This is a genomic window from Sphaerisporangium sp. NPDC049002 (genome assembly GCF_040649355.1).
Taxonomy (GTDB): Bacteria; Actinomycetota; Actinomycetes; order Streptosporangiales; family Streptosporangiaceae; genus Sphaerisporangium.
On record NZ_JBEZFH010000205.1, the window covers coordinates 1 to 13,893 of the forward strand.

10 protein-coding genes and 1 pseudogene are annotated in these 13,893 nt (G+C 72.3%); 4 read left to right on the top strand and 7 right to left on the bottom strand.

All coding sequences use genetic code 11. The features are described from left to right. From AB0B89_RS29555 to AB0B89_RS29565, 3 genes are all read left to right on the top strand, one after another. Nucleotides 1-1,015, top strand: a 1,015-nt coding sequence (locus AB0B89_RS29555) for a thiamine pyrophosphate-dependent enzyme (RefSeq protein ID WP_358559358.1), incomplete at its 5' end; no start/stop codon positions are given. Between the two features lie 5 nt (nucleotides 1,016-1,020). After that, a complete protein-coding gene (locus tag AB0B89_RS29560) occupies nucleotides 1,021-2,211 on the top strand; it encodes a Glu/Leu/Phe/Val dehydrogenase dimerization domain-containing protein (protein WP_358559373.1) in 1,191 nt (396 codons plus the stop codon). Nucleotides 2,212-2,342: 131 nt separating this feature from the next. Continuing rightward, on the top strand, nucleotides 2,343-4,577 hold the full coding sequence (locus AB0B89_RS29565) for a CocE/NonD family hydrolase (protein ID WP_358559375.1): 2,235 nt from the start codon (nucleotides 2,343-2,345) through the stop codon (nucleotides 4,575-4,577). Here AB0B89_RS29565 and AB0B89_RS29570 read toward each other — a convergent pair. Genes AB0B89_RS29570 through AB0B89_RS29600 form a run of 7 tightly spaced genes read right to left on the bottom strand, consistent with a single transcriptional unit; the run spans nucleotide 4,540 to nucleotide 12,737 of the window. Then, entirely contained in the window at nucleotides 4,540-5,634 is a 1,095-nt protein-coding gene (locus AB0B89_RS29570) for a hypothetical protein (protein WP_358559360.1), read from the bottom strand. The genes AB0B89_RS29565 and AB0B89_RS29570 overlap by 38 nt on opposite strands. Further along, nucleotides 5,631-6,950 (bottom strand): M20/M25/M40 family metallo-hydrolase, encoded by a 1,320-nt coding sequence (locus AB0B89_RS29575; RefSeq protein ID WP_358559362.1) that lies wholly within the window; start codon nucleotides 6,948-6,950, stop codon nucleotides 5,631-5,633. The genes AB0B89_RS29570 and AB0B89_RS29575 overlap by 4 nt, the downstream gene beginning before the upstream one ends. Continuing rightward, nucleotides 6,951-7,919, bottom strand: coding sequence for an ABC transporter ATP-binding protein (locus AB0B89_RS29580; RefSeq protein ID WP_358559363.1), 969 nt, complete (start codon nucleotides 7,917-7,919; stop codon nucleotides 6,951-6,953). A gap of 37 nt (nucleotides 7,920-7,956) precedes the next feature. Then, nucleotides 7,957-8,946 carry an ABC transporter ATP-binding protein gene (locus AB0B89_RS29585; RefSeq protein WP_358559365.1) on the bottom strand — a complete coding sequence of 330 codons (990 nt, stop codon included), beginning with the start codon at nucleotides 8,944-8,946 and terminating at the stop codon, nucleotides 7,957-7,959. Continuing rightward, nucleotides 8,943-9,836 (bottom strand): ABC transporter permease, encoded by an 894-nt coding sequence (locus tag AB0B89_RS29590; RefSeq protein WP_358559367.1) that lies wholly within the window; start codon nucleotides 9,834-9,836, stop codon nucleotides 8,943-8,945. Before AB0B89_RS29590 ends, AB0B89_RS29585 begins: the two co-directional genes overlap by 4 nt. Nucleotides 9,837-9,870: 34 nt before the next feature. Then, on the bottom strand, nucleotides 9,871-10,860 hold the full coding sequence (locus AB0B89_RS29595) for an ABC transporter permease (protein WP_358559369.1): 990 nt from the start codon (nucleotides 10,858-10,860) through the stop codon (nucleotides 9,871-9,873). A 2-nt stretch (nucleotides 10,861-10,862) separates the two neighbouring features. Next, nucleotides 10,863-12,737, bottom strand: coding sequence for an ABC transporter substrate-binding protein (locus AB0B89_RS29600; RefSeq protein WP_358559371.1), 1,875 nt, complete (start codon nucleotides 12,735-12,737; stop codon nucleotides 10,863-10,865). Between the two features lie 228 nt (nucleotides 12,738-12,965). On the opposite strand from AB0B89_RS29600, the pseudogene AB0B89_RS29605 reads away from it, so the two are divergent. Beyond that, nucleotides 12,966-13,893 (top strand): annotated as a pseudogene (locus tag AB0B89_RS29605) (hypothetical protein); the annotation flags it as partial.

The window sequence follows — 13,893 nt, forward strand, 5'->3', positions numbered from 1 at the left end:
ACCGGAGCGCGCCCGTACGGACGGGCCGCACCCCGCCGCCCGTACGGACGGGCCGCACCCGCCCGCCCGTACGCGGTCGCCCGGCGGGCTCGCGGTGGAGCTGGCGGAGGTGCTCGGGGCGCCGATCGTCACCACGGCGAACGGGAAGGGCGCCGTCCCCGAGAGCCACCCGCTGTGCCTCGGCGCCACCCTGCACCTGGCGGCCGTACGCGAGTGGCTGGCCGGGTGCGACGTGGTCCTCGCGGCGGGCACCGAGCTGGCGCCTTCCGACCTGTGGGTGGACGACTTCCGGCTGGACGGCACCCTCATCCGGGTCGACGTCGATCCCGGCCAGATGCACGGGGACCACGTCGCGGCGGTGCCCGTCGTGGGCGACGCGGGCGAGGCGCTGCACGGCCTGCTCGAACGCCTGGGACCCGCCCACGTCGCGTCGTCCGAGCCGGGCCCCGCGCCGTGGCACGCGCGCGACGCCGAGCTGAGAGTGCTCACGCGCAGGTGGGCGGGCCACCTCACGGCCCTGCGCGAGGCGCTGCCACCGGAGACGATCGTCGTCGCGGACAACTCGATGATGTGCTACTACGGCGCCCTAGGCGGCCTGCCGCTGGACCCGCCCGGCAGGTTCCTGTTCCCCACCGGCTACGGCACGCTCGGGTTCGCGCTGCCCGCCGGGATCGGCGCCGCCGTCGCGCGTCCCGGCACGCCCGTGGCCGTGCTCGCCGGAGACGGGGCGTTCCAGTTCAGCCTGCAGGAGCTGGCCACCGCCGTGGAGCTCGGCCTCTCGCTTCCGATCGTCGTGTCGGTCAACGGCGGTTACGGCGAGATCCGCGCCGAGATGGCCGAGCGCGGAATGCCGTCGGTCGCCGTGGACCTGCACGCGCCCGACTTCGTCCTGCTCGCCCGCGCCTACGGGGCGCGGGGTCTCGCCGCCGGCACCCCCGGCGAGCTGCGTGGGGCCGTACGAGAAGCGGTGCGCGCCCCCGTCCCGACCGTCATCGTCGTCAAGGAGAGCCAGTGACCCCCATGCCGCAGCCGTTCCTGCAGGTCGTGTGGACAGACGAGGTCACCGGCCGCCACGGCTACGTGGTGATCGACCGGCTGGGACGCGGGGTCGGCAGCGGCGGCCTGCGGATGCGCGAGGGCGTGACCCTGGCCGAGGTCGCCGACCTCGCGCGCGGGATGAGCCACAAGGAGGCGCTCGCCTACGAGCCGGGCAACCTGTACCAGCCGCTCGGCGGGGCCAAGGGCGGGATCGACTGCGATCCGCTCGACCCGGAGGCGGACGGGCTCCTGCGGCGGTACATCGCGGCGATGAAGCCCCTCCTGCAGAGGTACTGGGCGACCGGCGAGGACCTCGGCCTGCGCCAGGACTCGATCGACGCGGCCTGCCGCGAGGCGGGGCTGCGCACCTCCATCGACGCGGTGCTGCCGCTGCTGGACGACGCCGACGCGGCTCTGGCCAGGCTCGACGCCGCGTTCGCCGTGGAGGTGGACGGCATCGGGCTGGGCGACCTCGCGGGCGGGTGCGGCGTGGCCGAGGCGGCGCTCACCGCCATCGAGCATCTCGGGCTGCGGGACGCCACGGCCGTCGTCCAGGGTTTCGGGTCGATGGGCGGGGCCACGGCCAGGTTCCTCTCGCGGGCCGGGGTGCGGATCGTCGGCATCAGCGACACCGAGGGCCTGGTCGTCAACCCGGCCGGGCTGGACGTGGAGACCCTGCTGCTCAGCCGGGACGCGCACGGGCGCATGGACCGTACGCGCCTGCGCGAGGACGACCACGAGCTGCCGGGGGACAGGTGGCTGGACGTCGGCTGCGACGTGCTGATCCCCGCCGCAGTCTCCTACTGCGTCGACGTGCCCGAGGCCGCCCGCGTGCGCGCCCGGCTGATCGTCGAGGCCGCGAACTGCCCGGTCACCGCCGGGGCGGAGGAACTGCTGCGCGAGCGCGGCGTGCTGGTCGTCCCCGATGTCGTGGCCAACTCGGCGACCAACTCCTGGTGGTGGTGGACCCTGTTCGGGGACATCCCCGCGCAGGCCGGGGGCGCCTTCGGCAAGATCCGCTCGTGGATGCGGCGCGTCGTGGGCGAGGTCCTGGACGAGGCCGGACGTACCGGAAGGACGCCCCGAGAGGTCGCGTACGCGCTCAGCGGTCGCGTACCTTCCGCGGAAGACCATGCGATGACGGGGGCCGGTCAGGAGGGGAGCCCGCGGTGACGGGGCCGCTCCGGAAGCGGAGCGGTGACGGGGCCGCTCCGGAAGCGGAGTCCGTGGTGACGGGGGCCGTTCCCGATGGGGAGCAGGCTGTTGAGAGCGGCGCGCGTCGTGGAGGGGGAGCGGTGCTGACGATGATCGGGCTCGCGGACGGGACCAGGCTCGCGGCCACGCTGTACCTGCCCGAACGGCTACCGGCGCCCTGCCTGCTGGAAGCGCTGCCGTACCGCAAGGACGACGTGACGTACGGCTATCGCCCCGAGTACGAGAGGCTGGCGGCCGAGCACGGGTACGCGGTGTGCCGGGTGGACGTGCGCGGCACGGGTTCGAGCGAGGGGGTGCCCGAGGACGAGTACCCGGCGAGCGAGGTCGCGGACCTCTGCGAGGTGATCGCCTGGCTGGCGGCGCAGGAGTGGTGCGACGGCGGCGTCGGCATGTACGGCACCTCCTACAGCGGGTTCAACGCCCTGTCCGTGGCCGCCGCCCGGCCGCCCGCGCTCAGGGCCATCTGCTCGATCTACGCCTCCGACGACCGGTACACCGACGACGTCCACTACGCGGGCGGCGTCCATCGCTGGCTGGACCTCGTGGACTACCCGGCCTACATGGCGGCCATGAACGCGCTGCCTCCCGTGCCCGGGGTGTACGGCGAGGGCTGGCGGGAGGAGTGGCTGCGGCGGCTGGACGCCTCCGAGCCGTGGCTGTTGCGCTGGATGAGCGAGCGGCACGACGGGGCCTACTGGCGGCAGGGCTCGCTCAGGAAGGACTCGTGCGGCCAAGGCTCGTCCAGGCAGGGCTCGCTCGGGCAGGGCTCGTCCAGGCAGGGCTCGCTCGGGCAGGGCTCGTCCAGGCAGGGCTCGCTCGGGCAGGGCTCGCTCGGGCAGGAATCGCCCGGCCGGGGCTCGCCGGGGCACGGTCACGACCGGATCGCCGTGCCGACGATGCTGGTCGCCGGGTGGGCGGACGGCTACGCCAACGTGGTGCCGCGTCTCAGCGCCTCGCTGGAACGCGGCGGCGTGCCGTACCGGGTCATCGCCGGGCCGTGGTCGCACGCGTCACCGGACCACGCGCTCCCGGGGCCGGGCATCGAGCTGCTTCCCGAGATGGTCCGCTGGTGGGACCGCTGGCTGCGAGGGGACCGCGACGCGGCGCCCGGCCGCTCGGCCGTCGTCTTCGTCCGCTCGTCCACCCCGCCCGCCCCCGACCGCGCCACGGTGAACGGAGAGTTCCGCGCCCTGCCAGGATGGCCGGCCCTCCCCGAACGCCCCTGGCCCCTCACGACCCGGAAAGGCGCCGCGTGGAGGGACCTTCCCACCGACCCGGACATCGGCATCGCCGTCTGGAACAACTGCGCGGGCTCTCTGCCGTGGGGCCAGGCGCTGGACCAGAGATCCGACGACGCCCGCTCCGTGACCGTCGAGTGGGAGAGCCCCGCCGAGGGGCTGACGATCGTCGGCCATCCCCGGCTGCGCGCGAGCGTCCGTACGGGCGCGGGCGGCACCCTGGCCGTACGACTCTGCGACGTGGCCCCCGACGGCGCCTCCGAACTGATCAGCCGGGCGATCCTCCGCCTCCCCGGCGTCTCAGAACCCCAGAGCGATTCCGAGGCCGATTCCCCGGCCAAGGTCGGGTCCGAGGCGGGTTCGCCGGCGCAGGCCGGGTCCGTGGCCGAATCCGAGGAGTCCGGAGCGGTGGCGGAGTGCGAGGAGTCAGGAGCGGTGGTGGAGTGCGAGGAGTCAGGAGCGGTGGTGGAGTGCGAGGAGTCAGGAGCGGTGGTGGAGCGCGAGGAGTCAGGAGCGGTGGTGGAGGTCGAGGTCGAGGTGGAGCTGGACGTCGTGGCGCATCGTGTGGTGCCAGGGCACCGGCTCAGGCTCGCGCTCGCCACCTCCGAATGGCCCAATGTGATGGCCTCGCCCGAGCCCGTGCCGGTGGCGGTGGATCTGGCCGGCAGCGCCCTCCTGCTGCCGCTGGCAGAGGGGCCCTTGGGCGAACCGGCCTCGGGACTGCGCCGCACCGAAGCCCCGGTCCCCGACGCGACCGACGTGGTGTGGACCATCGACCACGACGTGCTCCAGCGCGTCACCCGGTGCAGGACCGGCTACGGATCCGCCGCCGAGCCCCTGGGCGGCGGGACCTACGCCGACAGGTACGAAGGCGAGGTCACCCTGGACCACCGGACCCGCCGCCAGACGGTGTCGGCGCAGAGCCGTTTCCACATCTCGTGGGCCGACGGCCCCGCGGTCACCGCCGAAAGCCGGCTCAAGGTCGCCACCGAGGGCAATCGCCTGACGGTGACCGTCGAGGTGACCGCCACCGAGAACGGCACCAAGCTCATGACCCGTCGCTGGACCCGCCACCTCGACCGTTGAGGCCGGTGAGGCCGGTGAGGGTCTGGACGACCAGGGGGCCGAGGGTGGGGAGGTGGTAGCCGCCCTCCTGGACGGCCACCATGGGAAGGCCGAGCCTGCTGACCAGGTATCCCGTCCGGTGGTAGCCGGACGCGCTGACCCGAAGCGGGCTCTCTGGGTCGTCGGCCGCCGCGTCCACCCCCAGCGAGACCACGACCGCCTCCGCCCCGTACGCCGCGACCGCCGCGCACAGCCGTTCGACCCCGGCTAGCCAGGCCTCGTCGCCCGACCCGGGGGCCAGCGGGACGTTCACGGTCGTGCCCAGGCCCGCGCCCGTGCCCGTCTCGTCCGCGAAGCCGAGGTAGTGGGGGAACCACCCCGCCCCCGGATCGACGTGGACCGACCCGTAGAAGACGTCGGGCCGTTCCCAGAAGACGGCCTGGGTGCCGTTGCCGTGGTGCGCGTCCACGTCGATGACCGCGACCCGCGCGAACCCGTGGCCGCGCAGTGCCTGGGCGGCCACGGCGGCGTTGTTGAGGTAGCACGATCCGCCGTACCCGGCGGGCGCGGCGTGGTGCCCCGGAGGCCGGCACAGCGCGTACACCGCCCGCGCCGTCCCGGTGGCGACCAGGTCCGCCGCGGTCAGCGCCGCGTCCACCGCCGCCCGCGCGGCGGGCCACGTGCCGGGGCCGACGAGGGTCATGGTGTCGTAGCACCACAGCCCGGCGCGGGCGTGCACGGCGGCAGGGGTACGCGAGGGCATCCCGGCGAGCATCGCCGAGGTCGGGAAGACGTACGGCACCACGCGATCCTGGCCCGGGTCGCGCGGGTACCCGGCCTCGGCCCACTGCTCCCAGACGTCGCGCAGGTGGTCGATCATCGCCGGATCGTGGACGGCCCGGAGCGCGTCGTCGTCGTGGGGCACCGCCTCCACCAGCTCGGCCCCGGCCTCCGCCAGGGCGGCGCCGATCGACGTCGCGCGCTCGGGCACCTCGGTGCCGGGAGTCCGCACCCCGATCCAGATCTCGGCTCCCGGCACGTGCTCCAGGCACGCGGGCGACCAGACCGCGGTGATCACTCCGCGGCTCCGGACGGCCGGAAGAAGCGGTCGAGGACGCGGACGCCGAATTCCAGGGCGGACACGGGCACGCGCTCGTCGATGCCGTGGAACATGCCGAAGTAGTCGAGATCGGGTGGCAGCGCGAGAGGGGCGAAGCCGTAGGAGACGACGCCGAGCTCGTGGAACGCCTTCGCGTCGGTGCCGCCGCTCATGACGTACGGCACCGGGACGGCGCCGGGGTCCTCGGCGACCAGTGAGGAGCACAGCGCGTCGAACGTCGGGCCGCCGGGGTCGGCCGCCGGGGCGTCCTCGAAGCAGACGAACTCCCGGGTGACCTTGGGGCCGAGCAGCCGGTCGACGGTCTCCAGGAACTCGTCACGGAAGCCGGGCAGGAACCGGCCGTCCACCTGGGCCTCGGCGGACCCGGGGATCACGTTGACCTTGTATCCCGCGTTCAGCATGGTCGGGTTGGCGGAGTTGCGCAGCACAGGCCTGAACAGGTCGCCCACCGCGCCGAGCCGGTCGGCCTCGGCGTCCAGCCGGTCGTGGTCGATGGTCTCGCCGAGGGCGGAGGCGAGGGCGTCGAGCATGCCCCGCACGCCAGGTGTGAGCCGCACCGGCCAGCGGTAGGACGCCAGGCGCGACATGGCGTGGCACAGCTCGGCCACCGCGTTGTCGGCCGGCGGCAGCGAGCCGTGCCCGGCCACGCCGCGCGCGGTCAGCCGCATCCAGGCCATGCCCTGCTCGCCGACCGCCACCGGGTAGACGCGCCGGCCCGCGTGGTGCACGGTGTAGCCGCCGTCCTCGCTGATCGCCTCCCGGCAGCCCTCGAACAGCGCGGCGTGCTTCCTGGCGAGGAAGTACGAGCCGTACTCGCCGGTGGCCTCCTCGTCCGCGGTGAACGCCAGCACGATGTCCCGGCAGGGCCGGACGCCCGCGTCGGCCCACGACCGGACCAGGGCCAGCGTCATGGAGCACGTGCCCTTCATGTCGACCGCGCCCCGGCCCCACACGACGCCGTCCACGATCTCACCGGAGAAGGGGTGGACGGCCCAGTCGGTGGCGTCCGCCGGTACGACGTCGAGGTGGCCGTGGACGAGGAACGGGTCGCGCGCGGGGTCCGCGCCGGGGACGCGGGCGACGACGTTGGCCCGGCCGGGCGCCGACTCCAGGATCCGCGCCTCGATCCCGGCACCCGCCAGGAGCCCGGCGACGTACTCGGCCGCTCCGCGCTCGCCGCGTCCCCGGTTGTCGCCCTCGTTGGTGGTGTCCAGGCGGATCAGGTCGGAGAGGATCTGCCCGACTCCGGGCGCGGAGGTGGCTGGGGTGGTCAATCAGGCCTCCGTGAGGTGGCAGGCGGCGTGGTGGCCGCGGTCGGCGGGGAGTACGGCCGGCGGCTCGGTCTCGCAGCGCGCGGCCACCTCCTTGGGAAGCCCGGCGGCGTAGGCCGGGCAGCGAGGACGGAAGCGGCAGCCCGCCGGGATGCGGGACGGATCGGGCGTCTCGCCCACCAGGACCACGGGCTCCAGCTTGTTGATCTCCGGCACGACCGACAGCAGGGCCCTGGTGTACGGGTGCCGTGGCGCGAGCAGCACCTCGGCGGCCGGGCCGGTCTCCACGATCCTGCCGAGGTACATCACCGCCACGCGGTCGGAGATGTTCCAGGCCAGGCCGAGGTCGTGGGTGACGACCAGCACGGACAGCCCGAGCTCGGCGCGCAGTTTGAGCAGCAGCGCGAGGATCTCGCCGCGCACCGAGGCGTCCAGGGAGGACACCGGCTCGTCGGCGACCAGCACGTCAGGCTCCAGCACCAGCGCGCCCGCGATCACCACGCGCTGGCGCTGCCCGCCGGACAGCTCGTGCGGGTAGCGCAGGAAGAACCGCTCCGGGGGGCGGAGCCCGGCCTTCGACAGCGCCTCGGCGACCCGGGTCTCCTCGTCGCCGGAGATCCCGTGGATGCGCAGGCCCTCGGCCACGGCCTCGTACACCGTGTGCCGGGGGTTCAGCGATCCCGTCGGGTCCTGCAGGACGAGCTGGACGTGCCGCCGGAACTCCTTCAGCGCGCCCTTGGCGTAGCTCAGCGGCTGAGCGCCGTGACGCACGGAACCCTCGGCGGGGCGGACCAGGCCGAGCAGACTGCGGGCGAGCGTGGTCTTGCCGCAGCCGGACTCGCCGACCAGGGCGACGATCTCGCCCGAGCCGATCTCCAGCTCCACGCCGTCCACGGCGCGGGCCGCGCCGAAGCGGACGTGCAGCCCGTGAGCGGCGAGCGCGACGCCGGCGTCCCGCGAGGGCTCGCTCATCGGGCACCTCGCAACAGCCGGAGGGGAGGGGTGTCGCTCACTGCGCTCCTCTGAGGTCCAGGTCGGGTTCGGTGGCGCGCAGGCAGGCGGAGGTGCGGCCGTCGCCCAGTTCGGCGAGGGCGGCCTCCGTGGAGGCGCACTTGTCCAGCGCGACCGGGCAGCGCGGATGGAACTCGCACCCGCCCGGCAGGTCGCCGGGGAAGGGCGGGTCGCCGGGCAGCCCGCGCGGGCTGTACCGGAACCGCTCGTCGCCGATCCTCGGGAAGGCCCCGGCGAGCGCGGCGCTGTAGGGATGGCGGGGGTCGTCGAAGACCGCCGTGGCCGGGCCCTGCTCGACCACGCGCCCCGCGTACATGACGGCCACCCGGTCGCAGGTGGACCCGAGCACCGACAAGTCATGAGAGATCAGGACCATCGACAGCCCCAGGTCCCTGACCAGCGACGACAGCAGGGCGAGCACCTGGGCCTGGACCATGACGTCGAGCGCCGTGGTCGGCTCGTCGGCGATGAGCAGGCGCGGCCCGCAGGCCAGCGCGAGCGCCACCATCACCCGCTGCCGCTGGCCGCCCGACAGCTGGTGCGGGTAGTCCCTGGCCCGCCTGGCGGGCAGCCCCACCTGCTCCAGCAGCTCGCCGACCCGCCGGTCTGCCTCCTTCCTCGTCACCTTGGAGTGCAGCAGGATCGGCTCGGCGATCTGCCTGCCGATGCGCTGCACCGCGTTGAGCGAGTGCAGGGCCCCCTGGAAGACGATCGAGGCCTGCGCCCACCTGACGGCCCGGAGCCGCCCGAACGACATGCCGTACACGTCCTCGCCGTCGAGCAGCACCTGCCCGCCGACCTTGGCCGACCGGGGGAGCAGCCGCAGCACGGCGTTCGTGATCGTCGACTTGCCGCAGCCCGACTCGCCCGCCACGCCGAGCACCTCTCCCGGCGCGACCGAGAGGTCCACGCCCCGTACGGCCGGCACGTCCCCCGCGTAGGTGACGGTCAGGTCCCTGAGCTCCAGCAGTGCCGTTTCCGGTGTCATCTCGTCTCCTTGAGACGGGGGTTGAGCACGGCCTCCAGCGTGCGGCCGATGAGGGTGAAGGCCAGCACCACCAGCACGACGCAGATGCCCGGCGGCATGACGAACCACCACTCGTTGTTGGTCATGGCCCCGGTGGAGAAGGCGTGGTCGAGGATGTAGCCCCAGGACGGCCGGGTCGGGTCGCCGAGCCCGAGGAAGGACAGCGTGGTCTCCGACAGGATCGCGATCGACACGGTCAGCACGACGTGCGCCATGACCAGGGGCATGACGTTCGGCAGCACGTGCCGGGTCATCTGGTGCCAGTCGCTCGCCCCGAGGGCCCTGGCCCTTTCCATGTACGGCCGCTCGCGCACCGACAGCGTCTGCGCGGAGACCAGCCGGGCCGTACCCGGCCAGGACGTCACCCCGATCACGATGATGATGTTGAGCAGGGACGCGCCCAGGATCGTGGCCATCACGATGGCGAGCGGCAGGAACGGGATGACCAGGAACCAGTCGGACACCGCGTTCAGGATCGACCGCAGCCGGCCCGAGTAGAACCCGGCCATGACGCCGATCGCGGTGCCGATGACCATCGCGATCACGGTGGCGGCCAGGCCCACGAGCAGCGACATGCGGGTGCCGTGGATCAGCAGGGTCAGGACCGAGCGGCCGTTCTCGTCGGTGCCCAGCGGGTAGCCGAGGGACGGCGCCATGTGGCCCGGGGCCGTCGCCCTGGTGATGTCGAGCCCCGAGGGATCGGCCAGCAGCGGCGCGAAGATCGCGACCAGGGCGAAGACGCCGAGGATCGCCAGCCCGGCGAGGCCGGTCCGGTGGGAGCGGTAGTCGCGCCAGAACCGGGCGAGGGTCGCCCTGCGGCGCGCCCTGACGATGGCGGTGCCGGAGGTCATGAGCGGCCTCCCCGGCAAGGCCCGCAGAACGGCGTCATGAGTTACTCACCCGGGGGTCGATGATCGCGTACAGCAGGTCAGCGATGAGCATGAAGACGACCACCCCGATCGAGAAGAGCAGGAAGACGGCCTGGAGCAGGGGGATGTCCGGGCCGCGGAGCGCCTCGTACGACAGCAGGCCGAGGCCGGGCCAGGAGAACACCGTCTCGACGGTGATGGCGCCGCCGATCACGAAGCCCAGGTTCATCAGGATGAGCGTCATCGTCGGGAGCAGCGCGTTCGGCACCGCGTGGCGGCGCCGTACGAGGTCGTCCCTGAGCCCCTTGGCCCTGGCCAGTTGCAGGTAGTCCTGGCCCAGCTCGTCGAGGAGCGAGGCCCGCATGATCGTGGAGTACTCGGCCAGGTAGACCAGCGTCAGCGAGGCCACCGGCAGCACCATGTGCCAGGCGACGTCGAGCATCCCGCCGCCCTCCGGGGTCGCGATGCCGCCGCTCGGGAAGAACGGGAACGCGATCAGGAACATCATGCCGAGCCAGAACTCCGGCATGGCGTAGAGGACCAGCGTGATCGAGGTGGCGCCCCGGTCGAAGCCGCTTCCCCTGCGCCACCCGCTGCGGATCCCGATCCAGACGCCGGCCACCGACGCGATGAGGATGGCGGTGCCGACCAGCAGCACCGTCGGCCAGATCCGCTCGCCGATGACCTCCCAGACCGGGCGGTTGAACCGGGTCGAGTTGATGGTGCCGGCGAAGGGGTTGGCGAGGTAATCCAGGAACTGCGTGCCGATCGGCTGGTTGAGCTGCGCCCGCAGCTTGGCCATCTGGCCCGCGGGCATGTTGCGGCCGCGGTTGTACAGGCCCACCGGGTCGCCGGGCAGCAGCCGGAACAGGAAGAAGTTGAACACCAGGACGAAGAACAGCGTCCCGAGCGACCAGCTCACCTTGCGGACGACGTACCCGCTCGTGCCGGTGAGGAGACGGGGCCGGGCACGCGTGGCGGTGTCCGGGACGGTCGTGACCGCCATGCCTACTCCCGCTCGTCCGCGCCGGCGGCCCGGCGCCTGCGGGAGACCAGGAGCACGGCGCCGCCGCCGAGCAGGACCACCGCGGCGCCGATTCCGGCGAACAAGCCGGGGCCGGACCCGCCCGAGGACGCCCCGCCCTTCTGGGCCGCGGCGGCGACGGGCTGGATGTTCAGGTAGGAGTAGGTGCCGTACTGGAACAGGATCGAGCCGTCGGGGTCGGGCTGGGGCACGAACCCGGTCCAGCGGTCGCTGCGGTAGGCGACGTTGTCGTCGTAGTAGTACGTCAGGGCGTAGGGGGCGTCGTCGTAGACCATCTGCTGCATCCGCTTGACGATCTCGGTCCGCTTGGCCGCGTCGATCTCACCCGACTGCGCGTCGTACAGCTTGTCGTACGCCGGGTCGCAGTAGAAGGAGTCCGAAAGGTCGGCGTAGACCGCGTTGCCGTCCTTGTAGCTCCGCTTGCCGCAGGTGAACACCGAGAGCTGGTAGTCGGGGTCCGGCTCGACCACCCATCCCCACTCGAACATGTCGAACTCGCCACGGCCGATGATCTCGGTCAGCGCGTCCTCCGACACCACCTTGACCTTGACGTCGATGCCCACGTCCTTCAGCCAGCCCTTGACGAACTCGCCGGTGTTCTGCGACTCCTGCGACTCCTGCCGGGTGAACAGGCGCAGCGACAGCTTCTTGCCGTCCTTCTCGCGGATGCCGTCCGATCCCTTGGCGTACCCGGCGGCGTCGAGGAGCTGGTTGGACCTGGACTGGTCGAAGTCCTGCTTGGCGGGCGGGTCGTAGTGCAGGTTCGCGTAGATCGGGGGGACCACCGAGGTGGCGGGCTCGCCGTTGCCGTCGAGCACCCGGTTGACCAGCGTCTTGCGGTCCAGCGCGTAGGAGATGGCCAGGCGGACGTTCTTGTCCTTCAGCGCGGGGCTGCCGTCGCCGATCGGCGTGCCGTCGGCGAGCGCCGCGCCGGTGTTGAACGCGATCTCGTTGAAGCCGCTGTACTTCGAGGCGCGGGTGGTGATGCCCGGCCGGTTCTTCAGTGACTTGAAGACGTTGGCCTCCAGGTCGAAGGCGTAGTCGATCTCGCCTCGGGTCAGCGCCTGCGCCTCGGCGTCGGCGTTGGTGAAGACCCGGTAGACGACCTCGTCGATCTTGGGTGCGCCGCGCCAGTAGCCGGGGTTGGCGGCCATCCGGATGTACTGGCCCTTCTTCCGCTCCACCAGCGTGAACGGTCCTGAGCCGACGATGGGGGAGCCCGACGGCTCGTTGCTGTAGGACTTCACCTTCTTGGCGTCGATGTCCTTCCAGATGTGCTCGGGCAGGATCGGCACGGCGAGGCGGGTCATGATCGGCGTGGGCCGCTTGACGTGCAGCACCAGCGTGGTGTCGTCCGGGGCCTCGGCCTTGGTGATGTTGGTGACGTAGTTGCCGTAGTTGGTCTTCTCGTAGTCACCGTTGATGATCCGGTTGAAGGTGTAGGCGGCGTCCCTCGCGGTGAGAGGCTGTCCGTCCGTCCACTTCACCCCTGAGCGGATCTTGTACGTCCAGCTCTTCTTGTCCGGCGCCTCGGTCCACGACTCGGCGAGCACCGGGGTCGGGGTGAAGTCCTTCGGGCTGTAGCCGATGAGGGGGTCGTACATGAGCCCCCAGACCTCGTAGGCCTCGACGACGATGCCGGTGAAGGGGTTCACCGAGTCCACGTCGGACAGGATGCCGACGGTGAAGACCTTCTTGCCCTGCGACGCGGCGGGGCTCGGGGGAGCGGCGTACGGCGGCGCGGCGTGCGCGGGCGCTGCCAGGCTGCTCCCGGTGATCAGCCCGGTGGCGAGGGCGAGGACCACCCGGGACACGCGTGCGCGGGGAAATATCGGCATATCGTCCTCCGGGGGCGCGATATTCGGGGTGTGAGGTCGGGTACTCGGGACGGTGCGTTCGGGGCGCTGCGTTCGGGACGGTGCGTTCGGGGCGGGAGGAAGGTTCGGTCCGGGCGGCGCCGGAGGCGGGCGAGGTCTGTTCCGGCGGCGGGGCCGGGGCGGGGAGGCTCTGGCCGGGGCTCAGGGCACTCTTGACCGACTGCTCAGTCGGAGTGTTAGCGTCCAGCCATGACAGCACCTCCCACCGCTCCCCGCAGGCCCGCGATCCACTCTCTGCACGGCGTCGACCGGACCGATGACTACGAATGGATGCGGGACGCGGACGCGGTGCGCGGGCACCTGGTCGCAGAGCGGCGGCACTATGAGGCCCAGATGGCACATACCGCCCACCTCCAACAGGAGCTCGTCAGCAAAATGGCTGTACGGACGCCCGAGACTGAGTCTTCAGTCAGTTGGCACCGTGGGGCATTTGTCTACTACAACCGCACGGATTCCGGAAGAGAATTCGGCGAGCTCTGCCGTAAAAAGGATGATAAATCAGGCGAGGCTGCGGTTTCCGTACTTGATCTCGACGCCCTCGCGGCGGCCACCGGCTACGTCGAGCTCGGGGTGTGCGAGGTCAGCCCGTGTGACCGCTACCTGGCCTACTCGGTCGACACCACCGGGGACGAGGTCTACGAGCTGCGCTTCCGCGACCTGACCACCGGCGAGGACCTCCCCGGCCGGGTGCCCGGCACGTACTACACCGGCGCCTGGTCGGCCGACTCCCGGGAGTTCTTCTACACGGTCGTGGACGCGGTCTACCGCCCCTACGAGGTGCGCCGCCACGTCCTCGGCGCCGCTTCCGGGGACGCCGGGACCGGCGACGCGCCGGTGATCCGCGAGGACGACCGGCGCTTCGAGCTCACCGTACGGGCCACGCGGTCCGGCGAGCTGATCACCGTCACGGCCGCCAGCCGCGACACCACCGAGGTCTGGCTGGTCGAGGACGCCGGGCCGCGCTCGGTCGCCGGTCGCCGTCCCGGTCGCGAGTACCGTGTCGACCACGACGCCACCTCGGGCCGCCTGGTCATCGTGACCGACGACGGGCACCCCGAGTTCCGTACGGTCACCGCCTCCCTCGCCACGCCCGGACGGCTCGGAGAGTGGACCGCCC